General features: G+C 70.9%; 16 protein-coding genes. 14 read left to right on the top strand and 2 right to left on the bottom strand.

The features are described 5' to 3' along the window. Positions 1 to 20: 20 nt before the first annotated feature. Positions 21 to 629: a peptidase gene (locus AB0E78_RS29885; protein ID WP_361838797.1), complete on the bottom strand. Its 609-nt coding sequence runs from the start codon at positions 627 to 629 to the stop codon at positions 21 to 23. Positions 630 to 664: 35 nt separating this feature from the next. Continuing rightward, a complete protein-coding gene (locus AB0E78_RS29880; RefSeq protein WP_361838794.1) occupies positions 665 to 1,876 on the bottom strand; it encodes a pyridoxal phosphate-dependent aminotransferase in 1,212 nt (403 codons plus the stop codon). Positions 1,877 to 1,969: 93 nt separating this feature from the next. Between AB0E78_RS29880 and AB0E78_RS29875 the strand changes: the two genes are divergently transcribed. From AB0E78_RS29875 to AB0E78_RS29810, 14 genes are all read left to right on the top strand, one after another. After that, a complete protein-coding gene (locus AB0E78_RS29875) occupies positions 1,970 to 2,614 on the top strand; it encodes a helix-turn-helix domain-containing protein (RefSeq protein WP_361839191.1) in 645 nt (214 codons plus the stop codon). Between the two features lie 261 nt (positions 2,615 to 2,875). Beyond that, a complete protein-coding gene (locus AB0E78_RS29870; RefSeq protein ID WP_361838792.1) occupies positions 2,876 to 3,697 on the top strand; it encodes an IclR family transcriptional regulator C-terminal domain-containing protein in 822 nt (273 codons plus the stop codon). 363 nt (positions 3,698 to 4,060) lie between these two features. Beyond that, positions 4,061 to 4,381 carry a helix-turn-helix transcriptional regulator gene (locus AB0E78_RS29865; protein WP_361838789.1) on the top strand — a complete coding sequence of 107 codons (321 nt, stop codon included), beginning with the start codon at positions 4,061 to 4,063 and terminating at the stop codon, positions 4,379 to 4,381. Positions 4,382 to 4,606: 225 nt separating this feature from the next. Next, positions 4,607 to 6,151, top strand: a complete 1,545-nt coding sequence (locus tag AB0E78_RS29860) for an acyl-CoA carboxylase subunit beta (RefSeq protein ID WP_361839188.1) — start codon at positions 4,607 to 4,609, stop codon at positions 6,149 to 6,151. Then, positions 6,148 to 6,396, top strand: coding sequence for an acyl-CoA carboxylase epsilon subunit (locus AB0E78_RS29855; protein WP_361838786.1), 249 nt, complete (start codon positions 6,148 to 6,150; stop codon positions 6,394 to 6,396). Before AB0E78_RS29860 ends, AB0E78_RS29855 begins: the two co-directional genes overlap by 4 nt. 67 nt (positions 6,397 to 6,463) lie before the next feature. Then, positions 6,464 to 7,753 (top strand): wax ester/triacylglycerol synthase domain-containing protein, encoded by a 1,290-nt coding sequence (locus tag AB0E78_RS29850; protein WP_361838784.1) that lies wholly within the window; start codon positions 6,464 to 6,466, stop codon positions 7,751 to 7,753. A gap of 48 nt (positions 7,754 to 7,801) precedes the next feature. After that, positions 7,802 to 9,265 carry an MFS transporter gene (locus tag AB0E78_RS29845; protein WP_361838781.1) on the top strand — a complete coding sequence of 488 codons (1,464 nt, stop codon included), beginning with the start codon at positions 7,802 to 7,804 and terminating at the stop codon, positions 9,263 to 9,265. 61 nt (positions 9,266 to 9,326) lie between these two features. Then, positions 9,327 to 10,679, top strand: a complete 1,353-nt coding sequence (locus AB0E78_RS29840) for an NAD(P)/FAD-dependent oxidoreductase (RefSeq protein WP_361838780.1) — start codon at positions 9,327 to 9,329, stop codon at positions 10,677 to 10,679. 104 nt (positions 10,680 to 10,783) lie between these two features. Next, entirely contained in the window at positions 10,784 to 12,289 is a 1,506-nt protein-coding gene (locus AB0E78_RS29835) for an acyltransferase domain-containing protein (RefSeq protein WP_361838777.1), read from the top strand. A 54-nt stretch (positions 12,290 to 12,343) separates the two neighbouring features. Continuing rightward, entirely contained in the window at positions 12,344 to 18,409 is a 6,066-nt protein-coding gene (locus tag AB0E78_RS29830; RefSeq protein ID WP_361838775.1) for an SDR family oxidoreductase, read from the top strand. A 19-nt stretch (positions 18,410 to 18,428) separates the two neighbouring features. Continuing rightward, positions 18,429 to 20,837, top strand: coding sequence for a KR domain-containing protein (locus AB0E78_RS29825; RefSeq protein WP_361838772.1), 2,409 nt, complete (start codon positions 18,429 to 18,431; stop codon positions 20,835 to 20,837). 73 nt (positions 20,838 to 20,910) lie between these two features. Beyond that, positions 20,911 to 21,330 carry an ester cyclase gene (locus tag AB0E78_RS29820; protein ID WP_361838769.1) on the top strand — a complete coding sequence of 140 codons (420 nt, stop codon included), beginning with the start codon at positions 20,911 to 20,913 and terminating at the stop codon, positions 21,328 to 21,330. Between the two features lie 177 nt (positions 21,331 to 21,507). Further along, positions 21,508 to 22,431, top strand: coding sequence for an SDR family NAD(P)-dependent oxidoreductase (locus AB0E78_RS29815; protein WP_361838767.1), 924 nt, complete (start codon positions 21,508 to 21,510; stop codon positions 22,429 to 22,431). Beyond that, positions 22,428 to 23,924, top strand: coding sequence for a cytochrome P450 (locus AB0E78_RS29810; protein WP_361838764.1), 1,497 nt, complete (start codon positions 22,428 to 22,430; stop codon positions 23,922 to 23,924). Before AB0E78_RS29815 ends, AB0E78_RS29810 begins: the two co-directional genes overlap by 4 nt. Positions 23,925 to 23,939: the final 15 nt, after the last annotated feature.

The following is a 23,939-nucleotide window of genomic DNA, read 5'->3' as shown; positions in this document are numbered from 1 at the left end:
GCAGCACGGATGACCCTCTGTCAGGGCAAGGACACCCCGCGTCCGGCGAAGAACGGTTCGAAGGCCGAAAGCGACAGGTCCGCCATCCGCGTCCCCGCGTCGACCCCGGACGGGTTGTGCAGGTGCAGACCGCCGTCCGCGGAGCGTCCCGTGACCAGCACCAGATGGCCGCCCCGGCCGGGCGAGGGCCGGTGCGGGCGGCGGATCTCGTAGTGCACCGAGACCATGACCGAGCGGCCCTCGTCGAGCAGGCCGGTGATCTCGTCCACCGTGAGGTGCCGGTGCACCGTGGCGTTGACGCCGTGCACCTCCCGCACGTACTCCGCGAACGGGGCGTAGATCAGCCCGCGGATCGTGCCGTCGGCATCCTCCGTGTACCCGCCGTACTTCAGCGCGCCGTCCCGCAGCTCGAAGAGCGGGGGCGCGGACGGGCCGAGCGCCATCCGCAGGCACGTCAGCCCGCACAGATGGCCGCACCAGCGGGCGTAGTCGTCGAGAGTGGAGGCGCCCGATTCGGCCCAGGCCGGGTCGGCGGCCCGGTCGTGGCCGCCGTACACGATCCGCTCGACGAGGTCGGGCGAGGCGAACTGGGTGAGTGAAGGGACCTGGCAGGTGGAGCAGAGAGACACGCGACCCCCGTCGTCATGCGTTCCTACTGGCGGCCTTACTGGCGGTAGCCGCTGAGGAAGCGGCCGATGCGGCTGATCGCCGCGTCGAGGTCGTCAGCGTAAGGGAGCGTCAGGATGCGGAAGTGATCGGGGCGCGGCCAGTTGAAGCCCGTGCCCTGGACGACCTGGATCTTCTCCTGGAGGAGCAGGTCCAGGACGAACTTCTCGTCGTCGTGGATGGCGTGCACCTTGGGGTCCAGGCGCGCGAAGGCGTAGAGGGCACCCTTGGGCTTCACGCAGGAGACGCCGGGGATCTCGTTCAGCTTCCGCCACGCCATGTCGCGCTGCTCGTACAGCCTGCCGCCCGGAGCGGTGAGCTCGCGGATGGACTGGCGGCCGCCGAGCGCGGCCTGGATGGCGTACTGAGCGGGGGCGTTCGGGCACAGCCGCATGGAGGCGAGCATGGTCAGCCCCTCCAGGTAGCTCTTCGCGTGTTGCCGCGGGCCCGTGACGACCAGCCAGCCCGAGCGGAAGCCCGCCACGCGGTACGTCTTGGAGAGCCCGCAGAAGGTCAGGACGACGAGGTCGGGGGCGAGGGCCGCGACGCTGTGGTGGACGGCGTCGTCGTACAGGATCTGGTCGTAGATCTCGTCGGCGAAGACCATCAGGCCGTGGCGGCGGGCGAGGTCGAGGATGCCCTCCAGGATCTCCTTCGGATACACCGCGCCCGTCGGGTTGTTCGGGTTGATGATCACGACGGCCTTCGTGCGGTCGGTGATCTTCGACGCCATGTCGTCCAGGTCCGGGTACCAGTCCGCGGACTCGTCGCACGTGTAGTGGACGGCCCTGCCCCCGGAGAGGGTCGTCACGGCGGTCCACAGCGGGAAGTCCGGTGCGGGGATGAGGACCTCGTCGCCGTCCTCCAGGAGCGCCTGGACGGCCATGGTGACCAGCTCGGAGACGCCGTTGCCCAGGAAGACGTCGTCCACGGAGACCTCGTCGAGGCCGAGCGCCTGGTAGCGCTGGGCGACGGCGCGGCGGGCCGAGAGGATGCCGCGCGAGTCCGTGTAGCCGTGTGCCTGGGGGAGCATCCGGATCATGTCCTGGACGATCTCCTCGGGCGCCTCGAAGCCGAAGAGCGCGGGGTTTCCGGTGTTCAGGCGCAGGACGCTGTGGCCCGCCTCCTCCAGGGCGTTGGCGTGCTCGATGACCGGGCCCCGGATCTCGTAACAGACCTCGCTGAGCTTGCTGGACTGCCGGAACTCCATGCGCTGTGCCTCCCGTGACGTGAGTTACTTGGTTTTACCAAGCGGGAGCTTGGAAAGTCCAACAACTTGCATAGACTGTGCCGCATGGGTCGCATGCCACCTGCCGCCAGGTCCCGCCGAAGCTATGACCAGTACTGCGCCGCCGCCCGCGCCCTCGACGCCGTCGGTGACCGCTGGACCCTGTTGATCGTCCGTGAGCTCCTGGTCGGGCCGCGCCGCTACACCGACCTGCACGCCGACCTGCCGGGCGTGAGCACGGACGTCCTGGCGTCGCGGCTCAAGGACATGGAGCGCGAGGGCCTGACGACGCGCCGCCGCCTTGCCCCGCCCTCGGCCGCGTACGTCTATGAACTGACCGAGCGGGGACGTGCCTTGCTGCCGGTGCTCCAGGCGCTGGCCACCTGGGGTGCGCCCGCCCTCCAGGAGCGGGCTCCGACGGACGCGGTCCGTGCCCACTGGTTCGCGCTGCCCCTGTTGCGCGCCCTGGCGGGCCTCGGCGCCGAAGGAGTGGTGGAAGTGCGCCTGGACGAGGGTGAGTTCCACCTGCGGGTCGGGGACGGGGCGGAGTCCTGCGGTGACGGGCCCTCACTCGCGGAGCCCGACGTCCGTCTGGTGCTGGACTCGGAGACCTGCGTGGAGGTGAGCCGGGGCGCGCTGACCGTGGGGGACGGGGTGCGGGCCGGCCGCATCGGGCTGTCGGGCGACGGCGTGCTCGCGAAGGTGCTCCGGGAATCCTGAAGGGGTGACCGTGGCCCGGCGCGGGCGGTAGTGATTATGGCCACTTCCCGACCTTGGATGAGCCCCTCCAACTGCGTCCGGGCAGCGCTCCGTTGGGCTTTTGCTCCCCACCCGTAAACGTCCCACCCCGTGTGTCGCAATGTTCATGATCACACAGTCGGCATACCGGGCAGGCGACGCTAGGGTCGTAGGGGTCCGTGTCGTTTTGTCAGGCACGGGCGGTTGGCGCCGGCGAGGGCGCCCAACAGGGGAACGGGGAACATGGTCAAGAACGGTAATCAGGGAAGCAATCACGCCGTCCGGGTCTTCCGGGTCCAGAGTGCCTTCACCGAGCTCGAGGGGCAGGTGCACGGTCCCGGGGAGCTGGCCGAGACGACCGGCCTCGACGACTCGACGGTCCATCGCATTCTGCAGTCCGGCATCCATGACGGGATATTCGTACGAGAGGGGCGCGGCCTCTACCGGCTCGGCCCCGGCGCCGCGCGGCTCGGCCTGAAGGCCCTCACGCACGCGCCCAACACCGATGTGGCGCACGAGGTGCTCGAGGACCTGCGCAAGGCCACCGACGGGGGACTCGTTTTCCTCTTCGGTCTCGCCCCGTTCGGCGGGGCCAGGAAACAGTGCCTGGACATGGCCGTCGGCGACTCCGACCTGGCGGAGCTCGGCATCAGCAGGCGCGCGCTCCTGCTGGTCTTCCAGTCGCTGCGTACAGGGGCCTGCGGGCGGGCGATCCTCGCCCACCTGCCGGAGGTCATCCAGGAGGGCGTGCTCGCGGAACCGCCTCCCGTGGAGGCGGGCCCCGGGGCGTTCCGGGACCAAGGTGCCCTGCTCACCTCCCTCAAGGCGGTGCGCGAGCAAGGGGTGGCCGTCGACTCGGAGGAGTGTGCCGCGGGCTGGAACGGCCTTGCGGCGCCCGTCCGCTGGGACGGGCTGATCATGGGCTCCGTCTCGGTGCTCAAGCCCCAGCACGCCATGCCGCAGTGGTCGGCCAGTGCGCTGTGGGCCATGAAGGAGGCCGCCGACGCGTTCACCGAGACCGGTGGGCCCGGCGCCTGGTCGGCGGAGACCGCCAGCTCTTTCTGACGGGACTTCACTTCCGCAGGCGTGAGTTCCGCGGAACCGAAGCCGAAATCGCGATTTAATGTCGCTGTCATAATACTGCCTCCAGATGGCATGCTGAGGCGCTCGGCCTTCACACAATGTGCGCTTCTCGGCACGTGAGAAACGACTGTCGTTTCTCACGTGCCGGGATTGGCGCCGCCCGGATTCTCGTCCTGCGGGAGAGCATTGGCGTTTCTTGACAAACCCAGGTGCGAGTGGCCAATACTCGTAGGCAGGAAAGCCGGAGTTCTGAAGCTCCGGATTCGCTGTCATGGGGGAGTTGCCTTGGTCCGCGCTGTGGTTGCCCGTTCGCACACACCGAAGGACGGGACGGGGAAAGAGCGGGTGAGCTGCACCGTGCAGGACGCGGCCGCCAGCGGTTCCGTCGGCCGGAGTGGTCTTCAACACACATCATGGGAAGCCGAGTTGGCCCGGGTGCCGCTGCTCTCCGTACGGGAGCGGGAAGTGTTCGAACTGCTCGGTGAGGGCTATTCCAACCGCAGTATCTCGCGGCGGCTCGACATCGCCGAACGCACGGTCAAGTTTCATGTGGCGCAGGTGCTCAGTAAATTGGGTGTTGAATCCAGGTTACAGGCAGGCCTTGTCGCCCACTCCGACCGCCGCCTGTACCAAAGTGCAGTTCCCTGCCGAAGGAACGCCAGATAGTTTTATTTCTGGAAAGGGAGACGCGAGGTCACGGGCCCGGTCTTTCTCCAGGACTTCCCGGAAAGCACATCCAGCAGGCCCGCACTGCGGCGGACCCGCTGCTTTCCCCTTCCATTTTCGCGGTGACGGAGAAAGGACACGCCCATGCCGGCCAAGCCCGCGGCTCTCGCCGGGAGCCCGACGCAGCACCGTACGGCGCATCCGCCCGAGCCCGGCCCGCCCGGCATGCGGGACAGCATCGGTGCCCTGCACGCCATCCGCCGGTCCGCCGAAGAGGGGCCCGGCGCACGCGCCACCGAAGCGCAGCACGCCCGCGGCAAGCTGACCGCCCGTGAACGCCTGGAACTCCTCTTCGACGAGGGTTCGTTCACCGAGGTCGAGCAGCTGCGCAGACACCGCGCCACCGGCTTCGGGCTGGAGGACCGCAGGCCCCACACCGACGGTGTGGTCACCGGCTGGGGCACCGTCCACGGCCGCACGGTCTTCGCCTATGCCCACGACTTCCGCATCTTCGGCGGCTCCCTCGGTGAGGCCCACGCCACGAAGATCCACAAGATCATGGACATGGCCGTGAAGGCCGGTGCCCCGCTGGTGTCGCTCAACGACGGTGCCGGCGCCCGCATCCAGGAAGGCGTCTCCGCGCTCGCCGGGTACGGCGGCATCTTCCAGCGCAACACCAGGGCATCGGGCGTCATCCCGCAGATATCAGTGATGCTCGGCCCGTGCGCGGGCGGCGCGGCGTACTCGCCGGCCCTCACCGACTTCGTCTTCATGGTCCGTGAGACCTCCCAGATGTTCATCACCGGACCCGACGTGGTCCAGGCGGTGACGGGCGAGAAGATCACCCAGAACGGCCTGGGCGGCGCCGACGTCCACGGCACGGTCTCCGGCGTCGCCGCGTTCGTCTACGACGACGAGGCCGAGTGCCTGGAGGAAGTGCGCTACCTCCTCTCGCTGCTGCCCTCCAACAACCGGGAGATGCCGCCGGTCCTCGAATCCGATGACCCGGCCGAGCGCACGACCGACGGGCTCGCCGACCTCGTCCCCGCCGAGGGCAACCGGCCGTATGACATGCGCACGGTGATCCAGGAGATCGTCGACGACGGCGAACTCCTGGAGACGCACGCGGGCTGGGCGGGCAACATCATCTGCGCGCTGGCCCGGATGGACGGGCGGACCGTCGGCGTGATCGCCAACCAGCCGTCCCAACTGGCGGGCGCCCTGGACATCCACGCCTCGGAGAAGGCCGCCCGGTTCATCACCACCTGCGACGCCTTCAACATCCCCCTGGTCACCCTCGTCGACGTACCCGGGTTCCTGCCCGGCGTGGACCAGGAGCACAACGGCATCATCCGGCACGGCGCGAAGCTGCTCTACGCCTACTGCAACGCCACCGTGCCGCGCATCTCCCTGGTGCTGCGCAAGGCCTACGGCGGGGCTTACATCGTCATGGACTCCCAGTCCATCGGCGCCGACCTGACGTACGCCTGGCCGACGAACGAGATCGCGGTGATGGGCGCGGAGGGAGCTGCGAACGTCGTCTTCCGCCGGGAGATCGCCGCCGCGGACGACCCGGAGGCGACCCGGGCCCAGCTGGTCAAGGAGTACAAGACGGAGCTGATGCACCCCTATTACGCCGCCGAGCGCGGACTCATCGACGATGTCATCGATCCGGCGCAGACCCGCTCCTCGCTCATCGAGGCGCTGCGTGTCCTGCGCAGCAAGGACGTCGACCTGCCGTCGCGCAAGCACGGCAACCCGCCCGCGTGACGGCCCCGGCGGACACCGCGCTCACGGTGCTGCGCGGACGCCCCGACGACGTCGAACTGGCCGCCGTCACCGCCGTCCTGCGGGCGATGGCCCAGCGGGCGGACGCGGCAGCGCCGCAGACGGTGCCGGGCCCGGCGCACGCGCGCTGGGCGGGCGGCGACGGCCGTACCCGGCCCGCCGGATCGTGGCGCTCCGGCGGCGGTCACCGGCCCGGCCCCGCGGGCCGCCCCCGGGGCACGGCATGAGCCGCCCCCAAGGCGGCCCCGCCGTACCGACGCCGGTTTCCCCCACACAATCGACTGGGAGCGGATAGTGAAACATCCACTCAACCCGATCGACGAGGTCTTCCTCGCCATGGACCGGGAACTAGGTCTGCTCCAGGGGCAGTTCCTGCGCTTCCGCGGGACGGCGCCCTCGCTGGACCAGCTCCACGACCACCTGGCGAAGCGGCTGCCCGGCCTGCCCCGGCTCACCCACCGCGCGGTGACCGGACGGCGCGGTGCGTTCCGTGCCCCCTGCTCCGGCTTCGACCTGCGCGACCACGTGCAGGAACTGAAGCTCCCGGCCGGCACCTCGCTGGACGAGGTGCTCAGCGCCCTGGCGGGCCGGCCGCTGTGCGAGAGCGGCCCCCTGTGGACGATCCACCTCGTGCACGGTTACGCCGACGACGAGTACGCCGTCTGCTACCGCGTCCACCACGCCCTGGAGGACGGGATGGGCGCGGCCCACGTCGCCGCCGTCCTGTTCGGCACCCCGATCCCGGGCCGGACCTCCCGGGGCGGTGAGCGCGACGGGCGGCGCACCGGACCGCTGTTCACCTCCGGTCCCGTCGAGCTGCTGCACGGCGCGCTCAGCGTGGGCGCCGGAGTGCTGCGAGGGCTCGCGCCCGGCAAGCTCTGGCCCAAGGCGCAGTGCCCCTCCGCGGAGAACCTGGCCGTGTGCAGCACGAGCGCGACCCGGCGTGAACTGAGCGAACTTGGCCGGGGATTCGGCGGCACAGTCAATGACGCCTTCCTCATGGCCCTGTGGGGTGCCCTGTCCGCCTGGAGCGCGACCGGCGACGGCCGCCGCGACGTGCGCTCGGTGTTCCGGGCGTCACCCGTGCCCGTCCGCATGCCGCTGAGCACCCGGTACACGGGCGAGGAGGACGCCGTCGGCAACCACCTCACCACGGCCGTCGTCACCCTGCCCGGCCGCAAGGTGCCGCCCGCCGAGGCGTTCGCGCAAGTCGTCGCCAGCACCCAGCGGATGCGCTCCAACGGTCTGCGGCCCGCCAGCAGGGCCCTGATCGCGCTGCTGCCCGCGTCCCTGATCCGCTGGACGGTCAAGCGCCTGCTCAGCCCCCGCGCCTCACCGCTCTACGCCTCCAACTACACGCTCCCCGCCTGCCTTTCCTTCCGCGAGGACCCGGTGGTGGACGTCATCCCGCTCGGTGTGCTGCTGCCGGGCAACGCCCTGTCCGTGACGCTGCTGTCCTGCGGCTCACGGGTGCAGGTGAGCTTCCTGTACGACCGCAGGCTGCCGGGTGCCCACCGGCTGGCGGCGCTGTGGCGCGAGGCCCTCGACGAGCTCGACGGGATGGACGCACGGCCGGCGGCCTAGCCGGTTGCCCTTCCCCCCACCCGCCACCCACCTTCCGGAAGGTTCCCCATGCCCAGTCGGTCCAGTTCACGCGGTCATTCCGTGTGGACCCTGATCGTCACCGGCCTCGCCGTCTTCATGGCGGCGCTCGACAACCTGGTCGTCATCACCGCCCTCCCCGCCATCCAGGAGTCCCTCGACACGAGCCTCCAGGACCTCGAATGGACGGTGAACGCCTACACCCTGTCCTTCGCGGTCTTCCTGATGGCCGGTGCGGCGGCCGGTGACCGCTTCGGCCGCCGCCGGATGTTCGTGGTGGGCCTCGTCGTCTTCACCGCGGCATCGGCGGCGTGCGCGCTCTCCGACACCTCCCAGCAGCTGATCATCGCCCGCGCCGTGCAGGGCTTCGGCGCCGCCATCGTCATGCCGCTGACCCTGACCCTCCTGACGGTCGCCGTGCCGGCCCGCCGACGCGCGCTCGCCCTGGGCGTCTGGGGCGCGCTGAGCGGACTCGCCGTCGCGCTCGGACCGCTCATCGGCGGCGCCGTCGTCGAGAAGATCTCCTGGGAGTGGATCTTCTGGGTCAACGTGCCGATCGGCGTGCTGGTCCTGGCCCTCAGCCTGTGGAAGCTCGCCGAGAGCAAGCACCCGGAGAGCACGCTCGACCCGGTGGGCACGATCCTGGTGTGCCTCGGCATGTTCGGCGTGGTGTTCGCCCTCGTACGGACCACCGAGTACGGCTGGGCCGACAGCCATGTGCTGATCTACCTGATCGCCGGAGCGGTGATCCTCGCGGCCTTCGTCCTGTGGGAGCTGCGCGCCCGCCATCCGATGCTGCCGATGCGGCTGTTCCGCAACCGGTCGTTCAGCGCGGTCAACTCGGCCAGCCTGCTGATGTTCGCCGCCATGTTCGGCCTGGTGTTCCTGCTGACCCAGTTCATGCAGAACATCCAGGGCTTCTCGCCGCTCGAAGCGGGTGTGCGGATGCTTCCGTGGACCGCGATGCCGGTCCTCGTCGCCCCGCTCACCGCGCTGCTCTCCGCCCGGTTCGGCAACCGTCTCGTGGTCGCAGCGGGTCTGCTCTTCGAGGCCGTCGGCCTCGGCTGGCTCGCCCTGGTGACCGAGGTGCACACCGCGTACGCCGACCAGGTCCCCGGCCTCGTGCTCGGCGGCATCGGGCTCGGACTGTTCTTCGCCCCCGTCGCCGAGATGGCCATGAACATCGTCGCCCCGCGCGACCAGGGCATCGCCTCCGGCGCCAACAACACCTTCCGTGAGCTCGGCGGTGTGCTCGGCGTTGCCGTGCTGACGTCGGTGTTCACCGCGCAGGGCGGATACGCCTCGCCGCAGGACTTCGTGGACGGCCTGGTCCCCGCCACCTGGATCGGCGCCGGAATCGCGGCCCTCGGCTGCGTCGCCATCCTCGTCGCACCGCGCCGCTCCAAGGAGAACGGCGCCGCGTGGCAGGAAGAGGAGCGCCCTGACATCAGCGGCGCCGAGCCCTCGGAGCGTCTTGAGCCCTCGCGGCACTGACGGTCCCGGACACCCCCGCACGCAATCGCCCGCAGACGACCAGCCAGTGGCAGGAGTCGAGATGTACGACGCAATCATTGTCGGCGCACGGATCAGCGGCGCCTCCACGGCCATGCTGCTCTCCCGGGCCGGCCACAAGGTGCTCCTCCTGGACCGGGCCGTGTTCCCCGGCGGCAAGGCGGCCGCGACCAACCTGGTCCACCCGCCGGGCATCCTGCGCCTCAAACGGTGGGGCCTGCTCGACGAGTTGAAGGCCACCGGCTGCCCGCCCATCACCGAGTACGGGCTGCGCAGCGGCCCGGTGGAGCTGATGGCCAGGCTGCCCGCCGAGGACGGGGTGGACGAGGCGTACTCGCCGGAGCGCAGCAAGCTCGACCAGATCCTGCTGGACGCCGCGGTCAAGTCCGGGGCCGAACTGCGCGCGGGCGTGTCCGTCCGTGAGCTGATCACCGACGACGACGGCACGGTCACCGGTGTCCGCGGAGAGACGGCGGACCGTACCCCCGTCGTCGAACACGCCCGCGTCGTCGTCGGCGCCGACGGCTCCAACTCGACCCTGGCCCGGCTCCTGGACGCGCCGAAGTACGACGCGCACCCGGTCCTCAACAAGAGCCACTGGTCCTACTGGGAGGGCCTGCCGCACGACGGCCGGGTCCGCACCTACCGCCAGAACGGCAAGCACGCGTTCACCTGGCCGACCCACGACGGGCTCACCATCGTGGGAGTGGCCCTGCCGGTGGCCGACTTCAAGGCCACCAGCGACGAGGAGCGCGACCACACGGTCATCTCCGCGTTCGAGGAGGTGGACCCCGAGCGGGCCCAGCTGCTGCGCGAGACCAAGCGGGTCGACCGCTGGATGACCGGGTCCGTGCCCAACTTCCTGCGCCTCTCGCACGGCCCCGGCTGGGCCCTCGCCGGAGACGCCGGTTACACCCGTGACCCGATCACCGCCGCCGGGATCACCGACGGACTGCGCGGCGCCGAACTCCTCGCCGCCGCCATCGGATCGGGCCTGGGCGGCAGCGAATCGCTGTCGTCCGCCCTCGCCGGCTACGCCCGTGACCGCGACGCCCTGGTCACCGGCCACTACCGCTACACCCGCGACCACGCGACGATCGCGAACCACTCGCGGGAGGAACTGGCGTTCATCCAGGCCATGCACCGCAGCCCCACGCACGGCCGCGCGATGGTCGGCATGTTCGCCACGATGGTCCACCCGGCGGAGTTCTACTCACCGGACAGCATCCACGCCCTGCTCGACCACCTGGAGCCCGGCGCCGCGCCGGGCTGGAAGCTGCGCATGGTGCGCTGGCTGGCCCGTGGGACGCCCCGGCACATCCCCGGCGCGACCCGCACCGCCGACCGGCTCGTGGCGAAGAACCTCGGGCCCATGGGCCAGTACCTGGCCGCCTGAGCCACCGCCTCGCGCGCGCACCCCGCGGCACGCACACACCTGACGTACCTCACACATCTCACGTACTCATCCCGATACCGCACTACCAGCCTGGAGGCACGACCATGACCGTCCACACCTCGGCGGACCTGCGCACCACCTTCCTCTTCCCTGGCCAAGGCGGCTTCGACGGCGAAGCCCTGCGCCGCGCCGCGCAGAAGTACCCGCAGGTCAAGCGCATCTTCGAGCGCATTGATGCAGAGACCATGAACCTGTTCTCGCGCCGAATAACCGACCTGGTCCTCGGGGACCACAGCGCCGAACTGCGCGGGCTCCTCGACGACGACGCATGGGCCTCCCAGGTGGCCATCTACGCCGCCGGTCTGGCCTCGTACGAGATCCTGGACGCCCAGGGCGTACGCCCGGACGTCCTCGCCGGGCACAGCCTCGGCGAGATCACCGCACTGGTCGCCGCCGGAGCGTTCTCCGTCGAGGACGGCGTGCGGATCGTCGCCCAGCGCGTGGCGGTCATCCAGCGGCAGAAGGGCATCGAGGGCCGCATGGTGGCGCTGTCGGCCGGCGCCGACCGCGCCCGCCGCCTCCTTGACCTGCTCGACGACCCGCTGCTGGCCGTCGCCACCGAGAACCACGACGAGCAGACCGTGGTGAGCGGTCCCGGCGAGGTCCTCGACCGGGTCATCGCCATCGCCGGACAGCTCGGCATCGGCGCCATCGAGATCGACACCCCCTTCCCCTTCCACACCCCGGCACTCGCCCCCGCCGTCCCCGAATTCGCCGCGTACGTCGGCAAGCTGGACCAGCACCCGCTGCAGCGCCTGGTGTACTCGCCGATCCTCCAGCGCTACTACGAGCCCGACGACGCCCTGGCCGACCGCCTCGCCGAGCACTTCGTCACCCCCGTGCGGTTCGCCGCCGCGGTGCGCCACCTCCAGGCCGCCGGTGTCACCACATTCGTGGAGGCGGGCGGCCGTGCCGCGCTGACCAAGCTCGTCGCCCGGCTGACCAAGGGCTCGGACATCCGCGCCCTGCCGTCCCTCGCGATCGACGGCGACGGCGGCCTCGCGCTGGACGCCACCCTGCGGATCCTGCGCGACGCGGGCCTCGCCGGTGAGGTCGAGGCCCCCGGCCTCGCCGAACTGCTCGCCCCCACCGTGCCCGCCGACGTCTTCGAGGCGTACTGGGCCGAGCACGGCGACGAGGTGCTCCGCCGCATCGCCGACGACATCGGCGCCTTCACCCCGAAGAAGGCCGTGCAGACACCGGCGCCCGCCGCCGCACCTGCCGCTTCCGCTCCTGCCGCCTCCACTCCGGCCGCCTCCACTCCGGCCGCCGACGCCCCGGACCGCGCCGAGATCCACGCCGAGCTGCGGACCCTGTACGCGGAGGCCCTGGAGTACCCCGAGGAGGTCTTCGAGGACGGCGTGCAGCTGGAGGCCGAGCTGGGCGTCGACTCGGTGAAGCAGGTCGAGCTGCTCGCCCGCGCCTCCAAGCGGTACGGCCTGCCCACGCGGGAGGCCGGGTTCCGCCTGGAGAACTACAACACCATGGACAAGATCGTCGACTTCGTGGTCTCGGAGCTGTCCGGCCGGGAGCCCGTCGCGGCGGGCTGACCGCCCGCTCCCGGCTTCCGCTCGTCCAATCGGCTCCAGAAGGGCACGTGTTCCATGAAAGACCTGACAGGCAAGGTGGCCCTGGTCACCGGCGGATCGAAGGGTGTGGGCAAGGCCATCGCGCGTGAACTGGCCTCGCGCGGCGCCTCGATCGTCCTCAACTACTTCCATTCGCACGACCAGGCCAAGGCGACCCGCGACGAGCTGACCGCCGACGGCCACCGGGTCGACCTGATCCGCGCATCGGTGGCCAGGCAGGAGCAGGTCGACCGGATGTTCGCGGAGATCGACCGGCTGCACGGCCGGCTCGACATCCTCGTCAACAGCGCCGCCGACGGCGCGCTGCTGCCGGTGGCCGAGGTCACCGACGCACACCTCGACAAGGCCATCGAGACCAACTACAAGGGCGGGCTGCGCGTCGCGCGCGGCGCCGCACCGCTGATGGCCAGGGGCGGCGGCGGCTCGATCGTCACCGTCTCCGCCCTCGGCGGCTCCCAGATGGTGATGGCCAACTACCTGGCCTGCGCCCCGGCGAAGGCCGCGGCCGAGGCCGCGTCGCGCTATCTGGCCGTGGAGCTCGCGCCGCTGGGCATCCGGGTCAACACGGCGTCCGCCGCCATGCTGACCAGCGAGGTCGCGGACAAGTTCCCCGACGCGGACCGGATGAAGGACGTCATCGCCCGTGCCACCCCCTTCGGGCGGCTCGGCACACCGGAGGAGTTCGCCACCGTGGTGGCCTTCCTCGCCTCCGACGACGCCCGCTGGATCACCGGCCAGGTCGTCCTCGCCGACGGCGGCCTCACGCTGGGCGCGGCGCTGCTGTCGCCTCCGGCGGAGGCGGTGCCGGCTGCGGAGCCGGTCGTGGCGCCGGTGACCTCGGCGCCGGTGGCCTCGTCGCCCGTGGTCGAGGCACCCCAGGCCGACGTGCCCCAGGACGATGCGCCCGTGCGGGTCGTGGAAGCCGAAGTGCCCCTCACCGAGGCGGAGTTCGGGGACGACTCGATCGCCGTCGTCGGCATGGGTCTGGCCGTCGCAGGGGCGAACAGCCCCGAGGAGTTCTGGAAGCTCCGCATGACGGGGGACGAACTGTTCGTCAAGGTCCCCGCCGACCGCTGGGAACACGAGCGCTTCCACTCGCCGGACACCGCCGCCGAGGACAAGGCGTACGCCGACCACTGTGTGTTCATCACCGGCTTTGAGCCCGCCGAAGGCTCCCTTGACGGCATGGAGGGGAGCCCCGACGACCAGGAGTTCACCACCCAGTGGCTCCGCCACAGCCTGGTCCAGGCGCTCGACGGGGTCCGCCGCAGCGACACCGACAACTGCTCCTTCGTCGTCGGCTACACCCCCGACGGCAGCCAGCACCTCGAGGAGGCCGGGGTCCTCGACAGCGTCACCAGGATGACGCACGACATCATCGACGACCTGGCCATGTCCGACGCCGAACGGCAGGCGCTGCGCGGGGGCATCGACACCTCCCTCACCGACCGCTACCGGCGCCGCGGCGAGAACCCCTCCCGGTTCCTGCCGCACCGCGTCGGTGAGCTCGCCATGGAGGGCATCCTGCCCTCGTCCACCGAGCTGCACATGGTCGACACCGCGTGCTCCTCGTCGCTGTACGCCATCGACATCGCGGCCAAGGGCCTGCTGATGGGCAAGCAGGACATCGCGGTGTGCGGCGGGGCCTTCGCCCTCGCGCCGCGCGGCACCGTGCTCTTCTCCAAGCTCCAGGGACTGTCCAAGAGCGGCAAGGTGCACGCCCTGGACGAGGCCGCCGACGGCGTGATCTTCGCCGACGGCGCCGCCCTGGTCGTACTGAAGCGGCTGAGCAAGGCCCAGGCGGACGGCGACCAGGTCCTCGGTGTGCTGCGGGCGTTCGGCTCCTCGTCGGACGGCAAGGGCAAGGCGATCTACGCCCCGAACTCGGCGGGACAGAGCCTCGCCGTGCAGCGCGCGCTGGAGAACGGCGACGTCAACGGCGACGACGTCGACTGGATCAACGCGCACGCGACCGGCACCCCCGCCGGTGACCTCGCCGAGTTCTCCACCCTGCGGGAGCACTTCGGCACCTCGCGGGCGACGGCGGTCACCTCCAACAAGTCCCTGATCGGACACACCGGTTGGGCGGCCGGCGTCGTCTCGCTCATCGAGAACCTCAAGGGTCTCGAGAAGCAGACCGTGCCCGGCCAGTTCCGCTTCACCAACCCCCGCGAGGACTTCCGGCTCGCCGACACCCAGCTGGACATCCCGGCCGAGGCGGCGCAGTGGCCCGAACACGGCGACAGGCCCAGGCTCGCCGCCGTGTCCGGCTTCGGTTTCGGCGGGACCAACGCGCACCTGATCGTCGCCGAGAACCAGCCGCGCCTGGAGACACCTCGCGTGCAGGCACAGGCACCGGAGGCCCCCGCCGAGACGATCCCCGCCACCAAGAAGCCGGACCCCGACAGCCGCGTCGTCATCGTCGGCTGGTCCTCGCACCTGCCCGGCCTCGCCGACCGCGACGAGGTCTCGGACTGGCTGGCCGGCGGCAAGCCGCCGCTGGACACCTTCGGCGCCGACTACCCGTCGCCGCCGTTCAACGAGGTGCGGCTGCCCCCCAAGACCATCAGGGCGCTGGACCGCTGCCAGCTGATGATCCTGCAGTGCGCCCACCGCCTCCGCGACCAGATGCCCGAGTTCTGGGGCAAGCAGGCTGCCAAGACCGGTGTGTTCGTCGGGCACATGGGCCCGACCCGGGCCGCCATGCTGTACGCGAACCGCTGCTACCTCGACGACATCGGGCAGGCCGTCGCCGACTCGCCGCTGGCCGGTTCACCGGCCGCCGGGCAGGTCCTCGACCGGCTGCGCGAGCAGGTCAAGGCGATGATCCCGGAGTCCAACGAGGACGCGTTCCCCGGCCAGATGCCCAACATCATCTCCGCCCGGGTCGCGAACTACTTCGACCTCAACGGCCCGAACATGACCATGGACTCGGGCTTCGCCTCCGCGCTGTCGTCGATCACCTCGGCCGGACGCTACCTGCGCACCGGCGAGCTGGACTTCGCGCTGGCCGGCGGCATCAACGGCAACAGCCTCCCCGCGTACCGCTCCCTGATCGGCGGCCTGCTCCCCGAGCAGGAGGAGGAACTCGCCGAGGGCGCCTTCCTGTTCGCCCTCGCCACCGAGGAGCGGGCCGTGGCCGAGGGCCTGCCGATCCTGGCGTACGTCGACGAGCCGCTCGGCAGCGCCGCCGAGCAGCCCGGCGCCGCACCCGAGCGGGAGTCCGTGCGGTGCACGGAGCCCGCGCACGCCCGCTACCTGGGCGCGGCCGGCGGTCTCGCCGTGCTGAAGGCCCTGCACGGGCCCGCCGGCACGGTGGAGGTCTCCTGCGACCAGACCGGCGGCGCACCGGGCGCCCGGCTGCGGCTGACCGTCCCCGGTCCCGTCGAGCCCGCCTCGGAACACGGCGGGGAGCACGGGTCCTCCGTCACCGGCACCCTGCCGCCGAGCTTCGTGTCGGACACGCACACCGGCGAGGGCGTTCCCCTGCGGGTACGCCGCCAGGTTCCGGTCCTCGAGGCGATCCCGGCCCGGCAGGTGCGGGAGCCCATCGCGTTCCTGCCGGACGGCGCACTCGTCGTCACCGACATACCCGGCCCGCTGGCCGACGCGGTGGGCCCCGACAGCGCGCTGACCGTGCTGTCCACCACCCCGCTCAAGGCCCCGAGGCCCGGCTGGCACCACCTGCCCGAGGTCACTCCCGACACGGTCCGCGCGGCCCTGGCGGACGCCGGGCAACCGGTCACGCACCTGCGGGTCCTCGCGGGCCTGGGGAGCTCCGCGCCCGCCGGACAGCCGCTCACCGAGGGCTCGGCGCCGGTACTCGCCCTGCACGACGCGACGTACCTGGCACTCCAGAACACCCATGCCGGTCTCTCCACCGCCGAGTCCACCCTCGTCATGCTGTTCCTCGACGCGGTGCCCGGCGGCACCCCGCACCCCTACTCCGGGCTCTTCACCGGCCTGCTCAAGAGCGCGGGACGCGAACTCACCGACAGCACCAGCTTCGCGCTCCTCACCTCGGCCACCGAAGTGGCCGACGGGGTGCGGCGCGTGGAGGAGGAGAGCCGGGCACACCGCACCTTCCCCGTCGTCGTCGACGCCGACGGGGTGCGCCGCACCCCCCGGCTGCACGACGAGCCGATCGTCCTCGACGCCTCCGCACCGGCGGCGCTCGACCGGGACTCCGTGGTCGTCGTCGCGGGCGGCGCCCGTGGCATCACCGCCGAGGTGCTCAAGGAGGTCGCCGCCGAGTTCGGCCCCCGTATCCACGTCTTCGGCAGCAACGACCTGGACAGCTACCCGCCGTCGGTCTTCGAGGGCAGCGACGAGGAGTTCGCGGCGGGCCGGGCGGCGTACATCAAGACGGAACTCGCCAAGGCCAAGTCCAAGAACAAGGGCAAGGCGAGGGGCAAGGGCAAGGGCGCGGCCAAGGGCCCCTCGGTCGCGGACCTCAACAAGGCCTTCGACCGGATGCTCAACGCCCGGGACGCCCGCCACAACCTCGACGCGATGACGGAACACAGCGGCGCGGGCCGGGTCACCTATGTGCAGTGCGACATGCGTGACGGCGCCCAGGTGGAGAAGGCGATCGGCGCGGTGCTCGAGGAGCACGGGCGGATCGACCTCCTGGTCAACGCCGCGGGTCTGCAGCGCTCGGCACTCATCAAGGACAAGGACTTCGGGGAGTTCACCTCGATCCGTGACCTGAAGGTCGAGTCGTACCTGAACCTCAAGTACGCGCTGCGCGACGCACCGCCCCGCATGTGGTGCAACTTCGGTTCGCTGCTCGGGTACTTCGGGCAGCTCGGCGAGTCCGACTACGCATCGGCCAACGACTTCCTGGGTACCGCGGCGACCTACGCGGCGGCCACCTCGGGGCTCGACGAGTTCACCGTCGGGTGGACGCTGTGGGCCGGTGTCGGCATGGGCGCCAACGAACTGACCAAGGCGTACTACGAACGGGCCGGCTCCTACAGCAGCATGGCCGTGCCCGAGGGCGTGCACCACTTCGTACAGGAACTGCACGCGCCCGTCAGGCGGCCTTCCCTCGTGCACCTGGGAGAGGCCGAACGCGCCACCGTCGAGGAGTTCTACCCCGGCTACCTCACGGAGGACCCGGCCACCGCTGAGGCGGCGCCCACACAGCCCGGCTTCTTCCTGCGCCGCCTCGTGGAGTCGACGGCCACGTCCGCCGAGTTCGAGTGCCCCTTCGACCTGGACACCGACGGCTATCTGGAGCACCACACGGTGCGCGGCGAGCCGACCCTGCCCGGTACGTTCGTCACCGAACTGGCCGCGGAGGCCGCCCGGTACCTGGTCCCCGACCAGCACGTCGTCGCCTTCGAGGACCTGCGGTTCGAGCACTTCCTGCGCGTCTACCGCGACCTGCCGACGGCCCCCAAGCGGCTGCACGCGCGGATCGCGTCGACCGACGGCTCCACGACCGCCGTCGAGGTGCGGATCACCGAGGACGTGGTGTCCCCGACAGGTGTCGTGCTCATCAAGGACCGGGTGCACTTCACGGCCCGCGTCCTGCTCGCTGACTCCTACTCCACCGCCCCGCGGTGGGAGGCGTGGGACACCGCCGACGACACCCCGGTACCGGACCCGTACCACCAGCCGGGCTCACCGGTGCAGCTCACCGGCCCCTTCGTGTCGACCACCGACACCCGTATCCACCCCAACGGCAAGCGGGGCCGCTACGCCCTGTCGCTGCCCGACGGCGACCCGACGTGGCCCCGGTTCACGGTCCCGAGCATCCTGCTCGACGGCCTGGCCCGGGTCGGGGTCCTCGACCTCGTCGACGGCCATCTGATCCCCGTCGCCGCGCCACTGTCGATCCGCCGCATCGACCTGTACGAGGACACGAACGACCTGTCCCTGTCCCGGTCCGGCGACGACATCGAGCTGTACGCCACGCCGCCCGGCTTCGACCTGACGGCGGACCTGATCGACAACCGGTTCGTCGCGACCCGGCCCGACGGCCGGATGCTCCTGCAGATGAAGGACATGCAGGCGACGCTGATCGGCTACGTCGACGCCCGCACCGGCGAAGCCGTCTCGGCCGACCGTGACTGACGAGGGAGGAGACCGCAGCATGACGACATCCGTACGCGAACGGCCGCCCTCGCCGGTGGCCGCCGACACAGCGGACACGGCCTCCGTACAGGCGGTGAGCCGGATGGAGTGGTACCTCACCGCTCTGCCGGCGCCCCCCGCCGACCCCGCGCGCCTCGCGGGGATGCGGGTCCTGATCGTCGGCGGCGACGACGGGACCGCCGCGGCCGTGGAGCGTGAACTGACCGGGTACGGCGCCCTGGTGCGCCGCCACCCGGCGGCCTCCGAGGGAGCCGTGGACGCGATCGTCGACCTCACGGTGGGCGGCGGCGCGTCCGGCCCCGGCGACCTGGGCGAGGCCTGGCGCGAGCCGCTCCTCCAGACGGTGGCCGCGCTGCGCGAGCACTACGACGACTGGTCCGCCGAGACCTCGGCACGGCGCCTGTACTACCTGGCCGTGACCTACCTGGGCGGCGGCATGGGCCACCACCCCGATGACGACCTGACGCAGCCGCTCGGCGGCATCTGGGCGGGGCTCGCGAAGACGCTGCACCGCGAACTGCCGAACTGCAACGCACGCGTCGTCGACACGAGCCTGGACGCCCTCGCCGACCTGCCGGGCATCGTCGCCGCCGAACTGGGCAGGCCCGGCGAGCTGGAGGTCGGCCACCGCGACGGACAGCGGCTGACCCTCACCCCCGTCGCCCGGACCGCCGGGCGGCCCACCGTCCCGCTGGGCCCCGACGACTGCGTGCTCATCTCGGGCGGCGGGCGGGGCATCGGCTGGGAGCTGGCCCGCTCGCTGGCCGCCACCCACGGCCTGCGGGTCGTGGTGACGGGCCGGGAGGAGTTCCCCACCGGCGACGAACCGTGGTTCGGCGCCGGGGAGAGCGAACTCAAGGCCTACGAGAAGGAGTTGTGGGCCCGGCTGCGGCAGGGGGCGACACCGGTGGAGATCCGCCGTGACATCGCCCGCACCCGCCGCCTGTGGGAACTCTCGACGAACATCACCGAAGCCAGGGCAGGCGGGCTGCGCGTCGACTACGCCCGCTGCGACTTCACCGACCTGGAGCAGGTGCGCGCCCTCGTGGAGCGCGAGGGCGACGCGCTGACCGGGGTCGTGCACAACGCGGGCGTGGACACCGCGGCCAGGCTGCCCAAGAAGAGCGACGAGGAGATCCTGCGGACCGTCCGCACGAAGATCGGGGGTTTCCTCAACCTCTTCGACCAACTGCAGGGCCACCAACTCAAGTTCTTCTGCAGCGTCGGCTCCCTCACCGGGCGGCTCGGCGGCATGGTCGGCCAGCTCGAATACGCGGCGGCCAACGAAGGTCTGGCACGCCTCGGCCGGTGGGCGAGCCGCCGCGCGGACTTCCCCGTGATGACGCTCGCCTGGCCGACCTGGGACCGCATCGGCCTCATCTCCAACTTCTCGGCGACGCTGCGCTACATGGCGGCCATCGACATCACCGAGGGCCTCGCCAAGTGGCAGGCGGAGCTGCGGGCCGGATCCGACGGGGAGGTCACCTTCGTGGGGCCGCTGGGCAGGGCGATGAGCCCCGGCCAGGCCACCGACTACCCCGTCGTGCCGGACCTGCCCGGCTTCAACGACACCTTCCCGCGGATCTTCCACCTGGGGGAGGTGACGACGTATCAGCCGCACGCACGCATGGTGTCGCGGGTGACGTTCGACCGTCACCGGGCGCCGGTCCTCGGCGACTTCCAGGTGGACGGCACGGCGGCGGTCCCGGTGAGCATCCTCCTGGAAAGCGCGGTACGCGGCGCGGAGTGGATCGTCCCCGAGGACTTCCCGGCGCTGCGGGCGGGCTCCCTGGAGGAGGTCGTCGTACCGCTCGACCTGCTGCGGCTGGACGCGGGGGCGACCGTGTGGGAGCGGGAGGTGACCGGTGCGCACGAAGGGGACACCTGGGTGGTCACCGTGCGTTTCCGGCGGGCTGCGGACGCCGCCGGGGACGGCCCCGAGGCGAGCCTGCGGGTCGTCCACGAGCCGGGAGGCACCCGCTCTCCCGTCCTGGCACGGCCCGACGTGAAGCCGACGACCGTCTGGCGCTCCGGCCCGCCGCTGCTGAGCTGGCGCGGCTCGGTGGTGCCGGCCGCCGACTGGTCCGAAGGGCCGGACGGCCTCCTGACCGCCGTGGTGCGGCCGTGCGTCCCCAACGACCTGTGGGCGACGCTCCACTCGCCGCGCACCGTACTGCCCGTCTCCGCGCTGGAGAACGTGGTCCGGGCCGGCGCCAGCCAGGGCGAAGGCGTCTCGGTCGCGAGGGACCCGCTGGTCCTCGGCCGCATCACGCTCCATTCCGAGGAGCACGGAAATTCCCTCGTCGAGGGCGACACGGCCCTCGGGGTGTGGAAAGTGAAGAACGCGGAATCCGGGACCCCCGTCATGAGCGTCTCGGGCCCGCGCGGGCCGGTCGGAAACGGCTGACCACCGCCCCTGTACCAACGCTCCATATATCACCGCACGAAATATCACCGCACGGAAATAAGGAAAGGTAGACATGTCGAATCTGCAGGAGAACAAGGCCGTACTGGAGCGCTACTACGAGGAGTGCCTCAACAAGGGCAACCTCGACGTGATCTACGAGGGCGCCGGTGACGACCACATCAGCCACGGAACGGCCCCGAACGGCAAGGAAGGCGTCGAGCACCTCAAGGAGTGGGTGCGCCTCCAGCGCGCGTCCTTCCCCGACCTGCACGTGACGGTCGACGACTGGATCCTGGAGGGCGAGAAGGTCGTCAGCCGGTTCACCGCGCGCGGCACCCACACCGGTGAGCCCTACGAGGGCGTGCCGGCCATCGGCCGCGCATTCGCCGTCAGCGGCATCGTGATCGACGAATTCAAGGACGGAAAGATCGTCGAGAGCTGGTTCTCGCTGGACGGCCTCGAACTCGCCAAGCAGCTCGGCGCCCTGGGCTGAAAAGGACCGGCCCCGGCGCCCTCGGGTGCCGGGGCCGGCGCGCGACCCGAAGACCCGGACTCCAAGAAGCCCGAATCTCAAGTCACCCGAATTCCAAGAGACCCGAATTCCCCTTGCTGCCGCGGTACCCCGCACAGGGACATCCCCGATGATCGGGGCAGAGAATAGGAGAGTGGGATGACGACATCCCTGCCCGTGCTCATCACCGGCTGTTCCTCCGGGATCGGCCGCGCCTGCGCCCTGCGGATGCACCGGTCCGGCCTGATCGTGTACGCCACGGCGCGCAGGCCGGAGACCCTCGCCCCGCTGGCGGCCGAAGGCATCCGGACGCTGCGCCTGGACGTCACCGACGAGGACAGCATGCGTGAGGTCGTCGACCTCATCGAGGCCGAGCACGGCTCGGTCGGCGCCCTCGTCAACAGCGCCGGATACGCCACCTCGGGCGTCGTCGAGGAGGTCGGAATCGAGGACATGCGGCAGCAGTTCGAGACCAACGTGTTCGGACTCGCCCGCCTCAGCCAGCTCGTGCTGCCCGCGATGCGTGCCGCGCGGCGCGGCACCATCATCAACATCTCGTCGATCTTCGGCCGTTACGCGGTCCCCGGCGGCGGCTTCTACCAGGCGTCCAAGCACGCGGTCGAGGCACTGAGCGACGCCCTTCGCCTGGAGGTCGCGGACTTCGGCGTCCGGGTCGTCCTCATCGAGCCGGGCCCGGTGCGCACGACCGACTTCGGTGCCACCTACGTGGCCAACTTCAAGCCCGTGAGCCAGGACTACGAAGCGTTCCGCCGGCGCACGGCCGACTACTTCGACGCCATCTACACGGGCAGCCGCCGCTCCCTGGCAGGCACCTTCGCCATCCAGTCCGACGACGTCGCCAAGGTGGTGGAGCGCACGGTCCGCAGCCCACGCCCGAGCGCCCGCTACCCCGTCGGATTCCTCGCCCGCAGCACCCTCGCCCTGCGCCGCCTCGCCCCGGACGTCGTCTTCGACAACCTCTTCGTGCGGCGGGTGTTCCCGGTGCCCCGCGACGAGACCCGCCGGGCGACGCCGAGCCCGCAGCTCCGCCCGCAGCCCCGCCACGAAGGAGACCGCCGATGACCGCCACCACAGCCCCCGCCACCACACCCAGCGGCGCCGCCCGTGCTCCCGGCCCCAAGGGAGTCCCGCTGCTCGGCAGCCTCGGCTCCTGGCGGCGCAACACCGCCGAGTTCCTCCTCGGCCTGCAGCGCGACTACGGCGAGACCGTACGCATGCGGCTCGGACCGATGACGGTCCACCAGATCACCGGCCCCGAAGCGGTGCAGCAGGTCCTGGTGAAGAACAACAGCAACTACGTACGCGGCCCGCTGTACGAGCAGTTCAGCGTCGTCATGGGCAAGGGCCTGCTCACCACGGACGGCGAGTACTGGCGTGGGCACCGCCGTGCGGTCCAGCCCGCGTTCCAGAAGAACACCATCCTCGACATCGTCCCGAACATAGTCACCGCGACGAACGAGATGCTCGACGAGTGGGAGGCCAAGGCCGCGCGCGACGAGCCCGTCGACCTGATGACGGAGATGCTCAAGCTCACCCTGATCACGCTCAGCCGCTCGCTGTTCGCCTACGACATCAAGCCCTCGTCGAAGGTGCTCAAGCACATCGTCGACGACGTGGTCGAGGTGATGTTCCGGCGCGGTACGCCGTCCGAGATGATGCCGTCCTGGCTGCCGACCGACCGCAAGCACAAGATCGCCCGCATCCACCGGGTCTTCGACAAGATCGTCGCCGATGTCCGCGAGAGCTACGCGCGCACCGGCGAGGGCTCGCTGATATCCCTGATGGAAGAGGCCAAGGACCCCGTCACCGGTGAGCCCTGGACCGACCAGGAGCTGCGCGACGAACTCCTGACCATCTACCTGGCGGGGCACGAGACGACCGCGGTGTCGCTCTGCTGGACCCTGCTCTCGATCGCCAACCACCCGCCGGTGCAGGAGGAGTTGGACGCGGAGATCGCCCAGGTCCTGGGCGGCGGCCTGCCGGACACGCAGAACACCGACGCGCTGACGTACACCAAGATGGTGGTGGACGAGAGCCTGCGGATGCACCCGCCGATCTGGATCTTCCCCCGCGCCGCCGTCGGCCCGGACAGCCTCGGCGGCTACGACATCGAGGCGGGCTCGTCGATCCTGCTCTCACCGCTCGTGTCCCACCACAACCCGCTCCACTGGGACAACCCGCTGGCCTTCGACCCGTACCGCTTCACCCCGGAGGCGGTGAAGGAGCGCCCGCGCATGGCCTACTTCCCGTTCGGCGCGGGCCCGCGGCAGTGCATCGGCAACACCATGGCCCTGCTCGAACTGCGGACCATCGTGACGATGATCAACCAGCGGTTCAAGCTGAGCATGATCCCGGGCCACTCCCTGCAGTACGGCTCACCGGTGATCTCGCTGCGCCCCTTGCAGGACGTCATGGTGCGCGTGAAGGCACGCGAGGGCGCGGCGGCGGTGAGCCGCACGGTGGCCGCACCCGCACCCGCGTCCACCTCCACGGCGTCGGCTCCGGCCGCTCCGGCGGCGCAGAAGTGCCCGGTCACGGGCACCTCGGGATCATGAGGTGAGGGCCGTATA

This window comes from Streptomyces sp. NPDC032198, assembly GCF_040636975.1.
GTDB lineage: Bacteria > Actinomycetota > Actinomycetes > Streptomycetales > Streptomycetaceae > Streptomyces.
The sequence above is the reverse complement of the archived record's forward strand: the minus strand, read 5'-3'. Positions and strand labels throughout refer to the sequence as shown.